Origin of the sequence: Cedecea sp. (assembly GCF_036500665.1) — a bacterium.
Classification (GTDB): domain Bacteria; phylum Pseudomonadota; class Gammaproteobacteria; order Enterobacterales; family Enterobacteriaceae; genus Cedecea.
The window spans coordinates 79,834-98,703 of record NZ_DASYBS010000009.1 but is presented as its reverse complement, the minus strand read 5'-3'; the positions used below and the strand labels follow the sequence as shown (position 1 = coordinate 98,703).

Genomic DNA, 18,870 nt, shown 5'->3' with positions numbered 1-18,870 from the left:
CTGAAAGGGATAGGGGCAACGCTTATGCCAGAGCCTTAGCAATCTTCTCGAACAGATCCCCTGACAGGTTTTCCAGCCCTTTCAACTGCTCCAGCGCGGCGCGCATCTTAGCCTGACGTTCCGCGTCATAACGCTTCAGGCGAATCAGCGGCTCAACCAGACGAGAAGCGATTTGCGGGTTACGGCTGTTCAGCTCGGTCAGCATTTCCACCATAAACTGGTAGCCGCTGCCGTCTTTGGCATGGAACGCTGCCGGGTTGGCTGAGGCAAACGCGCCAATCAGAGAGCGAACGCGGTTCGGGTTACCCAGGCTGAAGGAACGGTGATTCAGCAGTTCACGAACCTTAGCCAGCGTGTTGCTTGCCGGGCTGGTCGCCTGCAGCACAAACCACTTGTCCATCACCAGGCCATCTTTGTGCCACTTCTCATCGTACTCGGCCAGCAGCGCTTCACGGCACGGCAGCTGCGCGGCAACGGCTGCAGACAGCGCGGCGATGGAATCGGTCATATTGTCCGCCTGCTGATACTGCTCGCGCACCAGCTGCTCGGCAAGTTCAACATCGCCAAACGCCAGATAGCGCAGGCAAGTATTGCGCAATGCGCGTTTGCCGATATCACTGTGATCCACACGATAGCTGTCGAGCTTATTAGCGTTATAAATAGCCAGGAATTCGTCGGCCAGCTCGGACGCCAGAGTACGGGTCAGCGCCCCGTGAACTTCAGCGATGGCGATCGGATCGATAGTCTGGAACAGCTCGGCAATTTCATTCTGCGAAGGAAGCGTCAGGATCTCAGCGGCCAGCGCCGGATCGATCTTCTCATCCAACAGAATCGCGCGGAATGCGTCAGCCACGTGCAGCGGCAGTGAGAGCGGCTGCCCTTGCTGGCTGCGGTTCACGTTGATTTTAATGTAGTTTGCCAGCAGGCTCTGCGCCGCATCCCAGCGAGAGAAGTCGTTACGCGCGTGGCGCATCAGGAACGTCAGCTGCTGGTCGCTCCATTTGTACTCAAGCTTCACCGGCGCGGAGAACTCGCGCAGCAGGGACGGCACCGGCTGGAAGTAGACCTTGTCGAAGACGAAAGTCTGCTCTGCCTGGGTCACATTCAGCACATGGTGAACCGGATGGCCGTCCTTCTGCAGCGGAATAACCTTCCCTTCGTTGTCGTAAAGCTCGATATCAAACGGGATATGCAGCGGGTGTTTTTCCTGTTGCTCCGCCGTCGGCGGCGTCATCTGGCTAATCGTCAACGTGTAGTGCTCAGTTTCCGGGTTGTAGTCGTCACGTACGGTGACAACCGGCGTCCCGGCCTGGCTGTACCAGCGGCGGAAATGGGACAGATCAACGTTCGACGCATCTTCCATCGCCTGCACGAAGTCGTCGCAGGTAGCCGCGCTGCCGTCGTGACGTTCAAAGTAAAGCTGCATCCCTTTCTGAAAGTTCTCTTCGCCCAGCAGCGTATGCAGCATGCGAATGACTTCCGACCCCTTCTCATACACCGTCAGGGTATAGAAGTTATTCATCTCGATGACTTTATCCGGACGAATCGGGTGCGCCATCGGGCTGGCGTCCTCGGCGAACTGCATGGCACGCATGGTGCGCACGTTCTGAATACGGTTTACCGCACGAGACCCCAGGTCAGAGCTGAACTCCTGATCGCGGAAGACGGTCAGGCCTTCTTTCAGGCTAAGCTGGAACCAGTCGCGGCAGGTCACGCGGTTACCGGTCCAGTTGTGGAAATACTCGTGGCCGATAACGCGTTCAATATCGAGATAGTCTTTATCGGTTGCAGTTTCGGCGCGGGCCAGCACATATTTCGAGTTGAAAATATTCAGCCCTTTGTTTTCCATCGCGCCCATATTAAAGAAGTCGACGGCGACGATCATGTAGATGTCGAGGTCATACTCAAGGCCGAAGCGGGTTTCATCCCATTTCATTGAGGCCTTCAGCGAGGTCATCGCCCAGTCAGCACGATCGAGGTTGCCGCGGTCAACAAACAGTTCCAGCGCAACATCACGCCCGGAGCGGGTTTTGAAGCTGTCGCGCAGGACGTCAAAATCACCGGCCACCAGCGCAAACAGGTAGCATGGTTTCGGGAAGGGATCCTGCCACTGCACCCAGTGGCGCCCGTTTTCAAGATCGCCTTCGGCAATACGGTTGCCGTTAGCCAGCAAATAAGGGTATTTGCTTTTGTCGGCGATGACTTTGGTCGTGAAGCGCGCCAGCACGTCCGGGCGGTCCAGATACCAGGTAATATGGTGGAAACCTTCTGCCTCACACTGAGTACACAAGGCCTCGCCGGATTGATACAGCCCTTCAAGCGCCGTGTTGGTCGCCGGACTGATTTCGTTAACGATAGTGAGCGTAAAGGTGTCCGGCAGTTGCTCAAGAATCAGCGCGCCCTCTTCCTGACGATAATGCTGCCAGGCGGTGCCGTTTACGGCGATAGAAACCAGCGTGAGATCTTCACCATCAAGATGCAGCGGTGCGCCCGCCGCGCCCTGACGAACAATTTTGCTGACCGCTGTGACCTGAGTTTTTGCGGCGTCCAGGTCAAAGGTCAAATCGATATCGGTTATCGTATAATCCGCCGCGCGATAGTCGTGGCGATATTTGGCTTGTGGCTGTTGTGTCATAAAAAACCTTATACATCGTCCGTAAGATAACGAGCTTCAGTCTATTCCTGTTGCCGGAATGTTGCTACGCAGAATCTTCATCTTTGGCCATCTGCGCCCAAAAAACTTTAGCGGCTCAGCGTAGCACTTCAGTGGTCATCCACCTTATAGAAGATGCGGCTGTCAGGCGGTAATCGCACATTTTGTTTAGTACTCTAAACATAGTTATATCAACGCGTTACTTTGTGCATAACCCCGGTATGGCACAAATTGCCCTTTCCCCCCGCCCCCCCTAATATTGTGATCCTGCTTCAATAAACGGATAATCAGGGTATACTCCCGCGTCTTTATTTGCCCGGACTGATGGAAACGCTCCTGTGAGAGGATGCTGAAACGCGCCATGACACGACACGCTTCCCCGATTTTGCAAACGCTTCTGGATACTGACGCCTATAAGCTTCATATGCAGCAAGCGGTTTACCACCGCTATTACGACGTTAGCGTCGCAGCGGAATTCCGCTGCCGCGGAGACGATTTGCTGGGCATTCATGCCGATGCTATTCGTGAGCAGGTGGCGGCTATGCAGCACCTCCGCCTCAGCGACGAGGAATTTCACTGGCTTAAAAGCCTGCCCTTTTTCAAAGCCGACTATCTCGACTGGCTGCGTAACTTCCGCTATGACCCTTCCCAGGTCCAGGTGACCAATAATAAGGGGCATTTAGATATCCGCCTCAGCGGGCCGTGGCGGGAAGTGATCATGTGGGAAGTCCCGTTACTTGCCGTGATCAGTGAAGTCGTTCACCAGCATCGCGCGCCGGGCGTCACGCCCAAAATGGCTTTAGATCACCTGGAAAGTAAGCTGCAGGAATTTAATGCGCTGACTTCCGGCCTGGATCTTTCCCATTTCCGGCTAATGGATTTCGGCACCCGCCGCCGCTTCTCGCGCGAGGTGCAGCAGGCGATTGTTGAGCGCCTTCAGCAGGAACCGTGGTTTATCGGCACCAGCAATTACGCTCTGGCGCGCCGCCTTAACCTCACGCCAATGGGCACTCAGGCTCACGAATGGTTCCAGGCTCATCAGCAAATTAGCCCGGTTCTGGCGAACAGCCAGCGCGCCGCGCTGCAGGCATGGCTTGACGAGTATCCTGACCAGCTTGGGATTGCGCTGACTGATTGCATCACCATGGATGCTTTCCTGCGCGACTTCGGTAAAGCTTTCGCAACGCGCTACCAGGGCCTGCGCCACGATTCTGGCGACCCGGTAGAGTGGGGAGAAAAAGCGATTGCCCATTATCAAAAGCTTGGCATCGACCCGTTAACTAAAGTGTTGGTGTTTTCTGATAACCTGGATTTAAACAAAGCCGTAGAGCTCTATCGCCGGTTCTCGTCGCGGGTAAATCTCAGCTTTGGCATCGGCACCCGCCTCACCTGCGATATTCCTCAGGTCAAGCCATTGAACATCGTTATCAAGCTAGTGGAGTGCAACGGTAAACCGGTCGCGAAGCTTTCCGACAGCCCGGGAAAAACCATCTGTCACGACAAAGCCTTTGTGCGCGCGCTGCGTAAAGCCTTTGACCTGCCGCTGGTCAAAAAAGCCAGCTGATTCAGCAATCCTCGGTGAATAGCGGGTTCGCTATTCACCGACCTCCCCACTTTCCTTTATTTCTTCATAAGCAACGCGAATTCTGCTTGTCTGATGGCGCGTGACAGGTAACATAGATAACCCCCGTTTGTGGGTTACTATTTTTTTTGTCATTGACCATTTAATAGAGAGAAAACTATGAGCGTTGTGCCTGTAGCCGACGTACTCCAGGGCCGTGCCGCCGTTGACAGCGAAGTCACCGTGCGCGGATGGGTACGTACTCGAAGAGATTCAAAAGCTGGTATCTCCTTCCTCGCCGTCTATGACGGTTCCTGCTTTGATCCTGTACAGGCCGTCATTAATAATTCTCTGCCCAATTACAATGAAGACGTTCTGCGCCTGACTACCGGCTGTTCCGTTATCGTCACCGGTGTTGTGGTTGAGTCTCAGGGTCAAGGTCAGGCGTTCGAACTCCAGGCGACCAAAGTGGAAGTGACCGGCTGGGTTGACGATCCGGATACCTATCCGATGGCGGCAAAACGTCACAGTATTGAATACCTGCGCGAAGTGGCTCACCTGCGCCCACGCACTAATATGATTGGCGCCGTTGCCCGCGTTCGTCATACGCTGGCTCAGGCACTGCATCGCTTCTTCCATGAAAATGGTTATTTCTGGGTGTCCACTCCGCTGATCACCGCTTCTGATACCGAAGGTGCAGGCGAGATGTTCCGCGTTTCAACGCTGGATCTGGAAAACCTTCCACGCACCGCTGAAGGTAAAGTCGACTTCGATAAAGACTTCTTCGGTAAAGAAGCCTTCCTGACCGTTTCCGGCCAGCTGAACGGCGAAACGTATGCAAGTGCGTTGTCTAAGGTTTACACCTTCGGACCAACCTTCCGTGCTGAAAATTCCAACACCAGCCGTCACCTGGCCGAGTTTTGGATGCTGGAGCCGGAAGTGGCGTTTGCCGATCTGGACGATGTTGCCGGGCTGGCCGAAGCGATGCTCAAGTACGTCTTTAAGGCTGTCCTGGAAGAACGTATGGACGACATGAAGTTCTTTGCTGAGCGCGTGGACAAAGAGGCCATTGAGCGCCTGGAACGCTTTATCTCCGCTGACTTTGCCCAGGTGAACTACACCGACGCGGTCGAAATCCTGCTGAACTGTGGGCAGAAGTTCGAAAACCCGGTCTATTGGGGCGTCGATCTCTCCTCCGAGCACGAGCGTTACCTGGCCGAGCAGCACTTCAAGGCACCGGTGGTAGTAAAAAACTACCCGAAAGACATCAAAGCTTTCTATATGCGCCTGAACGAAGACGGTAAGACCGTTGCCGCTATGGACGTCCTTGCACCGGGCATCGGTGAAATCATCGGCGGCTCCCAGCGTGAAGAGCGTCTGGATGTGCTGGACGCGCGTATGGCTGAAATGGGGCTGAATAAAGAAGATTACTGGTGGTACCGCGATCTGCGCCGCTACGGCACTGTTCCACACTCCGGTTTTGGCCTGGGCTTCGAGCGCCTCATCGCCTATGTCACCGGTGTGCAGAACGTACGCGATGTCATTCCGTTCCCACGTACGCCGCGTAACGCGAGTTTCTAAGTTTAAAAACGTCAAAGGCCAGCTGAAGCTGGCCTTTTTACGTTTCATTGCATACGGTATATTTTCTTCAACGAACCTTAAACAAACGTCAATTTCAACCCTCATTTGCCACTCGCCCGTTACGAACTGTTTCCTGCTCACAATTTTTAACAAAAGTTGCGCTTAAATTTGCTAGCGCGCCTGAATAGTGGTGGGCATAGCACATTTGTCTATTTTTCACACAGCCATCCAGACTTCTAAAAACAAGACAAAAAATGAACAATTGTGAACGAATGATGCTCAGAATTTAACCTTATGCGGATTAAACATAAGTAATTCATATATATATGCTAAGAAATGATGCATTGATGTTGCGTTGAGGATGAAATTTGAAATGGTTCACAAAGTTCCCGAAAATTAATATTTAGTTACACATATTTTCTTTTTGAAACTCAGTTTAGACATTTGTAGCACTTTCAGGCTAGCGAAACGGTTTCATGGATGGAAAGATGCCTGACAGATACAGAAAGACACCAAACTATCATCAATAGTTCCGTAAAGAATTATTGACGGCAGTGGCAGGTGTCCATAAAAACCACAATGAGGGTAATAAATAATGATGAAGCGCAATATTCTGGCAGTGGTAATCCCTGCTCTGCTGGTAGCCGGTGCAGCTAACGCTGCAGAAATCTACAACAAAAACGGCAACAAACTGGATCTGTACGGTAAAGTTGTTGGTGAGCGTGACTTCACCACCACCGGTGACAAAGGCAATACCGACGTCAACTACGGCCAGATCGGCTTTAAAGGCGAAACCCAGATCAATAACGATCTGACCGGCTATGGCCAGTGGGAATATCGTGCTCGTGCAAACGGCGGCGAAGGTAACCAGACTAACTCTACCCGTCTGGCATTCGCGGGTCTGAAAATTACTGATGGTGGTTCCATCGACTACGGCCGTAACTACGGTATCGTTTACGATGTTGAATCCTACACCGACATGGCGCCATCCTGGTCTGGCGAAACCTGGGGCGGTGGCTATGTAGACAACTACATGACCAGCCGTTCTAACGGCCTGCTGACCTACCGCAACAGCGGTTTCTTCGGTCTGGTTGACGGTCTGAACTTTGGTATTCAGTACCAGGGCAAAAACGATCGTGCTAACCCATCCCAGTCTAACGGCGACGGCGTAGGCTACTCTCTGGGCTATGACTTCGGCGCAGGCTTCTCTGCAATTGGTGCTTACAGCAACTCCAACCGCACCACCAAGCAGAAAGAAGACAACAACGGCAACAAAGCTGAAGCCTGGGCACTGGGTACCAAATACGACGCGAACAACATCTATCTGGCCGCGGTTTATGCTGAGACTCGCAACATGAGCCAGCTGAGCAACAACGTCTATAACAGCCCAGAAAAGGCTGACGACCCGAACTACTTCAGCGTAGCGAAGAAGACTCAGAACTTTGAAGTTATCGCTCAGTACCAGTTCGACTTCGGTCTGCGTCCATCCCTGGCATACGTTCAGTCCAAAGGCAAAAAACTGGCTAGCGTAGATGGCGGCAGTGCCGATCTGGCTAAATACATCGAAGCGGGTGCGACATACTACTTCAACAAAAACTTTAACGTTTATGCTGACTACCGCTTCAACCTGCTGAGCGACAGCGAAGCAGCTAAAACTGGCGGCGGCTGGGTTGGTTCTGACGACCAGGCAGCAGTTGGCGTGACCTATCAGTTCTAATTTCAGCAATTTGTTTGTCTGAAATGTTTAAAAACAGGGCTTCGGCCCTGTTTTTTTATGGCAAAAAAGTAGAATAAACCCGATGTTATCGCTAACCGTCTCTTTTTATCGCAAACGGTTGGCAATTCGTAAAACAGCAGTTAACCTGAAAGCGATTTCCCCCGATATCACTAATGGAACCCGTCATGTTTGAGAACATTACCGCTGCCCCTGCCGATCCTATTCTTGGTCTGGCCGACCTGTTTCGCGCCGACGACCGTCCAACCAAAATCAACCTCGGCATCGGGGTCTATAAGGACGAGACCGGTAAAACCCCTGTCCTGACCAGCGTGAAGAAAGCAGAGCTTTATCTGCTGGAAAATGAGACCACCAAAAACTATCTGGGTATTGATGGTATTCCTGAATTTGGCCGTTGCACGCAAGAGCTACTGTTCGGTAAAGACAATGCGCTTATCGCCGATAAACGTGCCCGTACGGCACAAACACCAGGCGGTACCGGTGCGCTGCGCGTGGCCGCTGACTTCCTGGCAAAAAATACATCAGCGAAACGCGTCTGGGTAAGCAACCCAAGCTGGCCTAACCACAAAAGCGTGTTTAACGCCGCCGGACTGGAAGTGAAAGAGTACGCCTACTACGATGCGGAAAATCACAGTCTGGACTTTGATGGTCTGGTGGCCAGCCTGCAGGCGGCCGAAGCCGGTGACGTAGTGCTGTTCCACGGCTGCTGCCATAACCCAACCGGCATCGATCCTACTGCCGAACAGTGGAAAACGCTGGCAGAGATGTCGCTGGCCAAAGGCTGGCTGCCGCTGTTTGACTTCGCCTATCAGGGCTTTGCCCGCGGGCTGGAAGAGGATGCCGAAGGCCTGCGTATTTTCGCGGCCGGCCATAAAGAACTGCTGGTGGCCAGCTCCTACTCCAAGAACTTCGGTTTGTACAATGAACGCGTAGGTGCTTTCACGCTGGTTGCCACCGATGCCGACACCGCCGATCGTTCATTCAGCCAGGTGAAATCGGTTATTCGCGCCAACTATTCCAACCCACCGGCACACGGTGCCTCCGTTGTTGCGACCATTCTGAGCAATGACGCGCTGCGTACCATGTGGGAACAAGAGCTGACCGATATGCGCCAGCGTATTCACCGCATGCGTCAGCTGTTTGTGAATACCCTGCAGGAGAAAGGTGCCAACCGCGACTTCAGCTTCATCATTAACCAGAACGGGATGTTCTCGTTCAGCGGCCTGACCAAAGATCAGGTGCTGCGCCTGCGCGAAGAGTTTGGTGTTTACGCCGTCGCCTCCGGCCGCGTTAACGTTGCGGGAATGACCCCGGATAACATGGCGCCGCTGTGCGAAGCCATCGTTGCCGTGCTGTAAAATTTACAGGCAGCAAAAAGTAAAAGAGCCGCGTAAGCGGCTCTTTTTATTTTACTGGAAAACGGCTTTACCAGACCGGCAGCTCATCCTGCAAGAATGGATTATGCAGGCGTTCGTAGCCTAAGGTAGACATCGGGCCGTGGCCAGGAATAAAGGTCACATCATCTCCCAGCGGCAGTAGCTTACGCTTGATCGAATCAATCAACGCCGCATGATCGCCACGAGGGAAATCGCTGCGCCCCACCCCGCCTTTAAAGATGACATCACCAGAAACCAGCAAACGAGAGGCCGCATCGAAGAAGACAATATGGCCAGGCGTATGCCCCGGACAATGCAACACCTGTAAAGTTACATTCCCTACGGAAACACCTTCCCCTTCGTTTAACCAGCGGTCCGGCGTCAAAGGCTCACACTCGTCGAGGCCAAACATCCGGCTTTGCTGTGGCAGTCCCTGCAGCCAGAACTCATCTTCTTTTTCCGGCCCCACAACGGGCACGCCGTAATGTGCCGCCAGCTCAGCCGCCGCGCCGACGTGATCGAGATGACCATGCGTCAACAGGATTTGGCTAATCTGCACGTTTTTCTGCGCCACTTCTTGCTTAATGCGCGCGGCATCGCCGCCAGGATCCACCAGCGCCGCCTGCTGCGTTTCCTCGCACCAAATAAGAGAACAGTTCTGGGCAAAAGCCGTGACCGGAATAATGTGATAGTTCATGCTGCTCCATTACCGACAACAAAGCCGGATTCCGTTGTTTTACCAGTGCCTTACCGGCCCGGTGTCAATATGCACAAAGTCGCTGCTGGGGTAGTATCCTACACCACATGCGCGCATAGATAATGCTGCTTTGCGAATATTGCTTAACGAAACGCCTTCAATATGGAAATCCATCGCCTGGCCTTTGGTGTGGTAGCTTTTTTTCGCCACGCCGCGGCTGTGAGCGCGAAGTTCATTATTGGTGTCGATGGAGCGGTAGCCGGAAATCAGCTGGACCGGTTTATTAGTCCCCAAAAGCCCTTGCAGGCGATAGAGTTGGTCGAACAGCGAAGGATCGATGGATTTAATCTTATTCGCCCGGTAGTCCCGGAAGAAGTGATTAAGTTTTGCTAATTCATCCTGAATATAGCCTCTGCCATCAAAAAACTCAGCTTTCAGTGACTCTCCAGTATGCAGGTTATTGAGAGTCAAAATACGCGGGCGTGGTGTCGAGAGGGTGGCAAACGACGGCAAAGGCATGAGAGCGGCACCGAAAGCCACGCCCCCCAAAGCCAGTAGCTTGCGGCGATTAGCGTCAAATTTGTCCATGATATCCAGGTCTACAGGTAATAAAATGATCGTTTAATATGCACTTTTGCGCACTGCCACGCACCATAACTGCCCGAATCCGGGTAGTCAAGGCACGATAAAACCCAGCAACGGCGGGCCCTGTAGAGGGCCCTGCTGCGTTTTACAATTTATACGACCACTAATTCATTAGAAATGTTGCGTTTAGCGGATTAATAACCCGGCTTTAACGAGGTTTTGTGCGCCAGATCGCGCGGTGAGATCATAATTGTAAATATCTGTACGAAACTCGGTACGCCCCTCTTTTCCGACAAACGCCGTCAGATAGTAGAGATTAACGGGAATGTTTTGGCGGATATTCACGTATTTGGTATTCCCCTCCTGCAACGTGCTGGAGATACGGGAATCATTCCATCCGGCATCCTGCAGCAGCATGTTCGCCAGTTCAGAGGCTTTATTCACGCGCACGCAGCCCGAACTCAGCGCCCTGGAATCCTTCTGGAACAGGGTATGGTTTGGCGTGTCGTGCAGATAGATAGCGTCGGAGCTCGGCATATTGAACTTGTAGCGACCAAGCGAATTTTGCGTGCCTGGCTTCTGCTGGAAGCGGAACGGCAGGTTGTTCTCGGTAATCGTCGACCAGTCAACGCGCCACGGGTCTATCGTCTCGGCGTTATTGCTCCAGCCGCGAATTACGCTATAGCCATGCTGTTCCAGGTAGCCTGGATTCTGGCGAACCTTAGGCAATATATCTTTTCGTGCAAGGGTCGGGGGCACGTTCCACGGCGGGTTAACCACGACATTATTCAGCGCGCTGCTCATCATCGGGGTTTTACGGTCAGGGCGCCCAACGATAACGCGTGACGCCAACGCCTCATTGCCGTTAAGGTAGTAAACCAGCGAGTAGTTAGGAATGTTCACCATAATGCCGGTATCAAGTTTATCCGGCAGCAGGCGTAAACGCTGGATGTTCAGCGCCACCAGCGCCGCGCGTTGCTGAGGCGTGACGTTTAGCCAGTCACGCGTCAGCTGGCCGATAGTCCCGTCCGCCCCCAGCCCTTGCCATTGCTGGAAACGTTTTACACCGTCAACAAGGTCACGACCATAGACGCCGCGAGCAGCGGCCTTCTGCTTTTTACCTGCAGGTGCAGGCATATCTTCAACGCTAATTGCCGACGGGCTTACCGTAACATCAGCAACGGTAGTCGTCGTGCCCGATGACTTATCCTGCAGCATACCGGTTCGCGCCAGTATTTCCCTCAGTGCCCCCGCATCATTACTCCACTGCCCCGGCCTAAGCGTTTCTTTGCCTGTCATTTGAGGCCACGGGCGTGTATCGGACAGCAGGTGAATGAGAGACTGATGCAGTTGGGCATATTGAGGGTGCTGTGGCGCCAGACTCGCAATAAAGTTGACCAGCGAGCCCTGGTCGACGGCGACCTGCCACTGGTTAATAACCGACAGCGGCGGCGTGTTTAGTTTGTAGGGCGTGCTGCCGTAGAGCCAGCGATTACCGTCAATCGGGATCCCGGAGACAAATTGCAGATAGCCCATCATGGCATCAGAAAGCACGACATCACGCGCCATACCGCTAACGGCAGGGTCAGTCAATAACTCAATCCACTGGTTAAACTGCGGCTGGATACCGGCTATAGCCACTTCCGCCAGCTGCTGCTGAAAGGCTTTAACCGCATCGCGGTTTTCCCACATCGGCTTCATGTCTCTGGCGGCGTAAAAGGCCGACAGTGCATTCAGGTAAACCGGCGTGTAGCCCGCAGGCAGCCCGGCAATAAGCTGCGAACGGCTTTGCGCAGCAGACATGGTAGAGGTGTTGGTTGGCAGCGTGCCGGCCATCGTGGCCGTCGCCGTAGACTGCGCTAAGGGTTGATTCAGCTCCGTTGGCCTATCGGTCTGAAAAGCCGAGCTATCAGACGGAACGACGGCAGGCTCGTCGGCCTGTACCGTAAACAGCGGAGCGAAACTGAGTGCCAGACAGTAACTCACCGCCGACAATCGAAAACTTTTTACTTTTCCTAGCAACATCCCTTGCCCCCTGTTTATCACTATGCTCACCTTCAAAGGCGGGAAGTATTCACCACTAGTATATAAACAGTAAAAACCATTTGCCTGACAAAATGTAAAGAAAATTAAAGATTAAGGCTGTTCGACACAAAAAAAAGCGGGCCGTAGCCCGCTTAGTTAATTGACAAACCTGGCTGTTACTTTTACGACGCGTCGGCCGTGCCGGATTCAGGCTCGGGTTCAGGCAACGCCGGTGCTGCAAAGCCACGCAGGCCGACAACGTGAACATGCTCGCTGTTCTGGAACACCTTACGCACCAGCTTGTAGGTAGTGCCTTTTTCAGGGCTGATGTTTTCTGGCGCAGCAATAATTAATTGCATTTCCAGTCGCTCACACAGTTCGAACAGCGTAGCGATGGACTTGGCATCCAGACGCGCCGCTTCATCAAGGAACAACAGACGGCAAGGGGAGATGTCTTTCCCACGCAGGCGCTGGGACTCGTCTTCCCAGCTCTGAACAACCATCACCAGGATAGACATCCCGGTACCGATAGCTTCCCCGGTAGACAGCGCCCCACTTTCCGCACGTAGCCAACCGTCTGAACCACGGTTTACCTCAACTTCCATTTCCAGATAGTTACGGTAATCCAGCAGCTCTTCACCGATGGTCTGCGGCGTGCGCTGGCCCATGTCGATCTGCGGGTTCAGGCGCTGATAAAGCTTCGCCAACGCTTCGGAGAAGGTCAGGCGGCTGCTGTTAAACAGATCCTGATGCTGCTCATGCTGCTCGGAAAGCACATTCAGCAGCGTGGCGTGAGCTTCACGCACGTTGACGTTAAGACGAACGCTCTTCACCTGGCCGAAGGAGACGCTTTGCAGGCCCTGGTTAAGCATACGGATACGGTTCTGCTCACGCTGAATGGTTTTACGAATGATGTTCGCCACACTGCGAGAGCTGATAGCCAGCTTCTGCTCGCGCGAGGTCAGCTCTTCCGTCAGGCGACTCAGCTCGATTTCCATCTGTTCGATAGCTTCTACCGGGTCATCGGTACGGATGATATCCTGGCGAATACGTTCGCGCAGATGCTGGTAAACCGCGACAAAGAACTGGATCTTACGTTCAGGGCGCTTCGGATCTTCCGACATGCGCAGCACATCGCGCAGATGTTCGTTGTCGGCAACGGCCAGGCGCAGCGCACCCAACGCTTTATCCGACATGGAGCGCAGATCGTCGCCGGAGAGATAGGCCAGTTCGCGACGGTGCAGGCGGCGCTCAACGCCGTTGTCTTTCACCATACGCATCACGGCGCACCAGCCAGCTTTCGCCGTCACAACCTGCTCGCGCATCTCAAAGTAGTTACGCTCAAGCTGCTTCAGTTTACGAGTGAGGTTATTCATCTCCGCTTCGCAATAAGTCAGCTGCTTCTCAAGCTGATTACGGCGTGAACGGTTGTTGCTAAGCGCGGTATGCAGCTCATCACGACGCGCACGCGCCCTTTCCTCTGCGCCGGCGTCGGCACGCACGCCGATATCCTGCAGCTCTTTATGCAGGTCGGTCAGCAGCTCTTTTTTGGTATCAAAGGAGCTTTTTAATGACGCCATTAACTGGCTGTACTGCCCCAGTTGCTGAGCATGCTGGCGCAAGGCTTCACGGGAGCGGGTACGTTCCACTTCGGCCTGCTCCAGACGCTGGCGCAGCTTCTCATTCAGATCGCTGTTGCCGTCGAGCATGGCAGCAGAGTCGCTGTAGCTGAAGTGAGCACGGCGCTGGACAACCTCAGTCAGTGCAAAGGCGCGCTGACGTGCATCGCGTTGCATCTGCTGCGCGTGGGCATAATCATCTTTCAGCTGTTCAAACTGTTCAGGGTCGCTTTGCAGAACGCCGGCAATACCCTCAAGCTTAATCAATTGGTTGCCGTGCTGCTGAATAAAGCGAGCAGACTCTTCGGCTTCATCCAGGCGTTCCTGAATTTCGTCGCAGCGGTCAGCCAACGTTTCGTCATTCAGCAGGCTAATGCGCGGCAGCAGGCGGTTAAGCTGTGCCACGCCCTCTTTTGCCAGATCAAACTGTTGGCGCTGCTGCTGGTTGTCATTCTCGTGGTTGCTGATTGCCCGCTCGATTTCGCCGCGACGGCTATTGAGCTGGCGAATTTCTGCTTCCGGATCGTCTTCAAATGCCACGCCAAGGTGCTGGCCAATAAAACGACTAAATGACTGATGCAGGCGCTGGTTTTTCTGCACATCGAAAGAGAGTGTCGCAAAGCGTTCTGCAAGTGACTCACGCTCGTTGTGCAGTGCTTCAAGGCGGTTTTCACGCGCGGCACGACCAAATAGCGGCAGCTCCGGCAGGCGAGAATAACGCCACTGGCGTTCGGCAGTTTTCACCAACACCGCCGCGCCCATGTCCTCAACGGTGAACACGCTGTCATCGAACGAAGATGGGTCGCCTTCAATCAGGTAAAGATCTTCCGGGCAATCTTCGAGATTTTCCAGTTGCTCACGCACCAGAGACAGGTCCGGCACGACGATCGCATGGCGCGACGGACCATAAAGCGCCGAGAAGTATGGGGCATCTTCAAGACCGATATCGTCGTAAATTTCGGACAGCAGCACGCCACCAAAGCGTTCCGCCAGGGCGTTCAAGCGCGGATCTTCTGCTCCGCCCGGCTGGCTAAGGCGCTCAATTTCTTCGTCAACGGCACGCTTGCGCGCCCCGACTTCATCACGCTCAACGGTAGACTCGCGCTCGCGCTCCAGCAGCTGCTGCATGTATTCAGTCACTTGCTGACTGGTTTCAAACTGCTCGTTGCTTTGCTCGCAAAGCTGGGTCAGGCTGGTTTGTGCTGCAATCCATCTTGGGGCACGCAGGTTCAGCGTTTTAATCGTCGCCTGTAGCTGTTCAAGCTCCTGGCGCAAGGCCATACGCTGTTCGCTGGCGTCAGCAACGGTTTGCTGTAGCGCGCCAATGCGCTCTTCCAGCTCCTCGTGCAGCGCCTCCAGCTCTTCTGGATCGAACTGCTTACCCTGCCGTTTGCAGAAGTCGGCCAGCAGGCGTTCGGCTTCCTGCTGTTCACGCAGACGTTGCTCAAGTTCGTTCAGACGCATACGCAGCGGCTGTACCTGCTCAGCGAGATGGCGCTGGTTATTGCTGTCGCGAATCAACTCGCGGGCGGTTTCCCAGGCATCGCTGCGGCTAACGCTTCCGCCGATGGCCGTAACGAGCTGATAAGCCTGTTCGAACTGGCTGTGGGCCGCCTGAGCGACGCTCATCTTCTGTTCAAGCGAGAGCAGTTTGTCGGTCGCTTCCATCTCTTTCGCTTTGAACGTGTCCAGCCACTCATCGGCGCTGTCCGCAGTCAAATCTGGAAGATGGCAAAGCTTACGAGCGCGCTCAAGCGCCTGCAGCGCCTGCTGATACTGAATGGCGCGGGTCTGCTGTACGTCCAGCGCCTGCTGGTAATCAGCAAGCTGGCTTTTCAGCTCATCCACTTCCAGCTCGGCGGCTTCAGCGCGGGCTTCGTTCTCTTCCTGCTGTTCGTGCGCTTCGGCGACAATTTCGTTTTGCTCTTCAAGGCGGATTTGCAGCTCGTCGAGATCGGCCTCGTAGCGCTCTATCTTTTCCTGCTGACGAATAGCCGTTTGCACCAGATTCAGGTGGTCGCTCGCTGCCTGATAATCAGTCTCGAGGTCGCCTTCCGCCCCGCTATGCTCGCCAAGCTCACGTGCCATATCGACATGCTTATACTGCTCGGTGGCCAGTTGCTGGCGGCTGGTCAGCAGTTCACGGCGGAACTCCAGCGCTTTATCGAGATGGATGCGACGCTCGTTGGCATGACGCATATAGTCCGCCGCCACATAGTTAGTGGCTTCGGAGATCAAATGTTTAAACAGATCGCGATCGGACTGCGTGACGCGAATAGCTTCCAGCGTCATGCGGTTTTCACGCAGCGCCGCTTCCATATCCTGGAAGGCCTTGCGCACGCCGCCGTTTTCCGGCAGCAGGTAGTCTCGCAGAGAGCGAGTAATCGCGCTGGAAATCCCCCCGTAAAGCGAGGCTTCAATCAGGCGATAATATTTACTACGGTCGGCCGCACTGCGCAGACGGCGGGCAACAATACCCAGATCGAACATCAGCGAGTGATAATCGGTGATGGAGTTAAATTGCTTAAACTGCACGCCTTCAATGGCTTCAACTTTGTCCTTCAGCTCCTGCAAGCTGAGGACGCGAGCCTGACGTTCATTCAGCGTTTCAGTCAGCAGTTGCGTTGGCTGGATAGCGGTCGGCAAGCCCTGAATGGCAAAAGGCTTGATATCGACTTTACGGTCGCGCCCGGCAACCTGCTGGAGGCGCACACCAACCACCACGCGCTGATGCCGCGAGTTGATCACATCAAGCGTTGAATAGCAGACGCCAGCCTTCAGCTTGCCGTGAAGGCCTTTATCACGAGAGCCTGAGGTGGCACCGGCTTCCGTGGTGTTACGGAAGTGAAGCAGGGTCAAGTCCGGGATAAGCGCAGTTACGAAGGCCGCCATGGTGGTGGATTTACCCGCCCCGTTACCGCCGGAAAGCGTAGTAACCAGCTCATCAAGGTCGAAGGTACGGGCAAAGAAACCATTCCAGTTAACCAGCGTCAGCGAGCGAAATTTTCCGCGTTCAATCATTCCTGTTCATCCTCCGCGTTATCAAGTCCTGGTTGTGGCTCATCGCTCTCATCATTGAGCTGCAGGCGGCTTTCTACCGCCATGGCTTCGCCGTCGCGAATCATGCGCAACTGGGCTTCACGCGGATCGTCGCCGCTACGAACATCAGCCCCAAAACGGAAGACCGATTCGGTGATGCGGAATTTACTGCTGTCATGACCCATAAACCAGATCATGCCGAGGCGACGCAAACGAGTAAGAGAAGCACGAACTTTCTCCTGCAGCTTCTGGCGGTCGAGATCCGACCCCGTGGAGCGGTTGTTAACCAGCTTCAGCAGTTTGTTCTCATCCGCCAGCGTCAGCAGTTCGTCGTAAAGCTCCTGCTGGGTAAAAATACCTTCATTTGCCAGACGTTCCGGGCTGAGATAGAGATAGCAAAGGATCTTGCCGACCATCATATCCAGCTCAGAGAGCACCGACCTCGGGATAAGCGTAGTGGAGCGAGGACGCAGATAGAAAAAACCTTCCGGCGCGCGAATCAGCTCAACGTTGTAGCGTGCGTAGAACTCTTCCAGATACGCCTGGAAGTCCATCAAAAAGGCATGATTATCCAGCTCTTCAAGGCCAATGTGTCGCCCGGCGCGCAGCTGACTGTCGAGCGCTGGAAAGAGAGGGTTGGCCAGCGCCTGTGCCAGTTTAACCGGCATCACTTGTTCAATATTTGTTGATGACATGCGCCTGTACCTTGGCTCCGTAATCGTTAATGGTTTGCCACTTCGCAGGCAACCCTGTGAAATCCGCTTCCGCTACGCCAAGGCGTACCGCCTGGTCTACAACAATACGCGCCACATCAAAATGGCGCGCACGCGGGTACTGCACCAGGTAATCCCGCACGACGATCCCAAGATCAAGTGGAACCTGTTTAGTCCTATAGACCTGCAGCGCCGCTTCAATCAGCGCTGCCAGCTGTTCACGGATTTCGTTAAATTCTTCAAACTCCAGCTCGCTTGGCAGCTCGCCGGTCACCTCTTCATCACGCAGCGCCATTTCTTCATCACGCATATCCAGCAGACGATCGGCGCTGGCATGGGTCAACGCCCACGGCGCATCGAAATAGCGCTGTACGGACTGGCGCAGACGCTGAGCAAAGACGCGATTTTTATCCATATCAATAGCGGTACGGATAAACTTATGCACGTGGCGGTCATAGCCAATCCACAGGTCAATCGCCTGCTGGCCCCAGCTAATAATACGGTCCAACTTGCTTTGCAGGTCAAAGACCAGGCGATCGACAAAGTGGAGATCATCGCGCCCCATGGTCGAGTCCTGGACGCGCAGCAGATTTGCCTGCAGCTTATCACCCGCCGCCTCCAGCGTATCCTGCAGCTCGCGTAGCGTACCTGACGTTTCTGACAGCAGCAGCTCACAGCTTGAGATTGCCGCCCGCCAGTCTTTGTTCAACAGTTGGGCAATGTCGTCCTTAACCTGTTGCTGCTGCTCGTCCATGATGCGTTGGGTAAGGTCGATGCTGTCAAAGATCTCCGCGACGGAGTATTTCAGCGGTGCATAGACATTACGGTGCCAGTGGAACTCATCGCCATCTTCATCGGCGGCATCGGCGGCGCGCTTAAGCTCGCCGGCAACGATAGAAAGCTGCATGGACAGGCGCAACGTGGAAAACTCACGCTGGCGAATATAGTAATCGGTGATCCCGATGCCCAACGGCGTCAGGCGGTAAATAGCATTACCTTCTGTAAGCTCGCTCACAAAGCGGTTAAGCAGACGCTGGCGCACCATATCGTTGATCGCGTTATTAGCGCGCACGTTGATGGTTTCGCTGGTTTGTTCAAAACCGTCGCTCACATGGCGAAACGCATCAATTAGCTCTCCTTCGCTCAGCTCACCATCAAGGCGCTCACCGTTTAAGGTGGCGACCGCCAGCAAAAACGTCAGGCGCTCGGTGGGCAGCGAGATCGAAAAATCATTTTTCCTGGCCCAGGCAACCAGTTCAGGCACTGTCTGGGAAAAATCACTCATA

At 54.2% G+C, this 18,870-nt stretch carries 11 protein-coding genes; 4 read left to right on the top strand and 7 right to left on the bottom strand.

Annotated elements, in window-relative coordinates:
- Positions 1–22 precede the first annotated feature (22 nt).
- On the bottom strand, positions 23–2,635 hold the full coding sequence (gene pepN / locus VGM55_RS01290; RefSeq protein ID WP_331634338.1) for an aminopeptidase N: 2,613 nt from the start codon (positions 2,633–2,635) through the stop codon (positions 23–25).
- 379 nt (positions 2,636–3,014) lie between these two features.
- On the opposite strand from pepN, the gene pncB reads away from it, so the two are divergent.
- The 4 genes from pncB (at position 3,015) to VGM55_RS01270 (ending at position 8,888) form a co-directional block, all read left to right on the top strand.
- On the top strand, positions 3,015–4,217 hold the full coding sequence (gene pncB, locus VGM55_RS01285; protein ID WP_331634337.1) for a nicotinate phosphoribosyltransferase: 1,203 nt from the start codon (positions 3,015–3,017) through the stop codon (positions 4,215–4,217).
- 177 nt (positions 4,218–4,394) lie between these two features.
- Positions 4,395–5,795, top strand: coding sequence for an asparagine--tRNA ligase (gene asnS, locus VGM55_RS01280; RefSeq protein WP_154184977.1), 1,401 nt, complete (start codon positions 4,395–4,397; stop codon positions 5,793–5,795).
- A gap of 595 nt (positions 5,796–6,390) precedes the next feature.
- Positions 6,391–7,512 carry a porin gene (locus tag VGM55_RS01275; protein ID WP_154184978.1) on the top strand — a complete coding sequence of 374 codons (1,122 nt, stop codon included), beginning with the start codon at positions 6,391–6,393 and terminating at the stop codon, positions 7,510–7,512.
- 185 nt (positions 7,513–7,697) lie between these two features.
- Positions 7,698–8,888, top strand: a complete 1,191-nt coding sequence (locus VGM55_RS01270; RefSeq protein ID WP_154184979.1) for an amino acid aminotransferase — start codon at positions 7,698–7,700, stop codon at positions 8,886–8,888.
- A 67-nt stretch (positions 8,889–8,955) separates the two neighbouring features.
- Here the strand turns inward: VGM55_RS01270 and VGM55_RS01265 are convergent, their stop codons facing one another.
- From VGM55_RS01265 to mukF, 6 genes are all read right to left on the bottom strand, one after another.
- Positions 8,956–9,603: an MBL fold metallo-hydrolase gene (locus VGM55_RS01265; RefSeq protein WP_154184980.1), complete on the bottom strand. Its 648-nt coding sequence runs from the start codon at positions 9,601–9,603 to the stop codon at positions 8,956–8,958.
- Between the two features lie 39 nt (positions 9,604–9,642).
- Complete coding sequence (locus VGM55_RS01260; RefSeq protein WP_331634336.1) at positions 9,643–10,191, bottom strand: YcbK family protein; 549 nt, start codon at positions 10,189–10,191, stop codon at positions 9,643–9,645.
- Positions 10,192–10,374: 183 nt separating this feature from the next.
- Entirely contained in the window at positions 10,375–12,213 is a 1,839-nt protein-coding gene (ldtD, locus tag VGM55_RS01255; protein ID WP_154184981.1) for a L,D-transpeptidase, read from the bottom strand.
- A 182-nt stretch (positions 12,214–12,395) separates the two neighbouring features.
- Positions 12,396–16,853 carry a chromosome partition protein MukB gene (mukB, locus tag VGM55_RS01250; RefSeq protein ID WP_331634335.1) on the bottom strand — a complete coding sequence of 1,486 codons (4,458 nt, stop codon included), beginning with the start codon at positions 16,851–16,853 and terminating at the stop codon, positions 12,396–12,398.
- Positions 16,850–17,566: a chromosome partition protein MukE gene (gene mukE, locus VGM55_RS01245; RefSeq protein WP_154184983.1), complete on the bottom strand. Its 717-nt coding sequence runs from the start codon at positions 17,564–17,566 to the stop codon at positions 16,850–16,852. The genes mukB and mukE overlap by 4 nt, the downstream gene beginning before the upstream one ends.
- Positions 17,547–18,869: a chromosome partition protein MukF gene (mukF, locus tag VGM55_RS01240; protein ID WP_154184984.1), complete on the bottom strand. Its 1,323-nt coding sequence runs from the start codon at positions 18,867–18,869 to the stop codon at positions 17,547–17,549. The genes mukE and mukF overlap by 20 nt, the downstream gene beginning before the upstream one ends.
- Position 18,870: the final 1 nt, after the last annotated feature.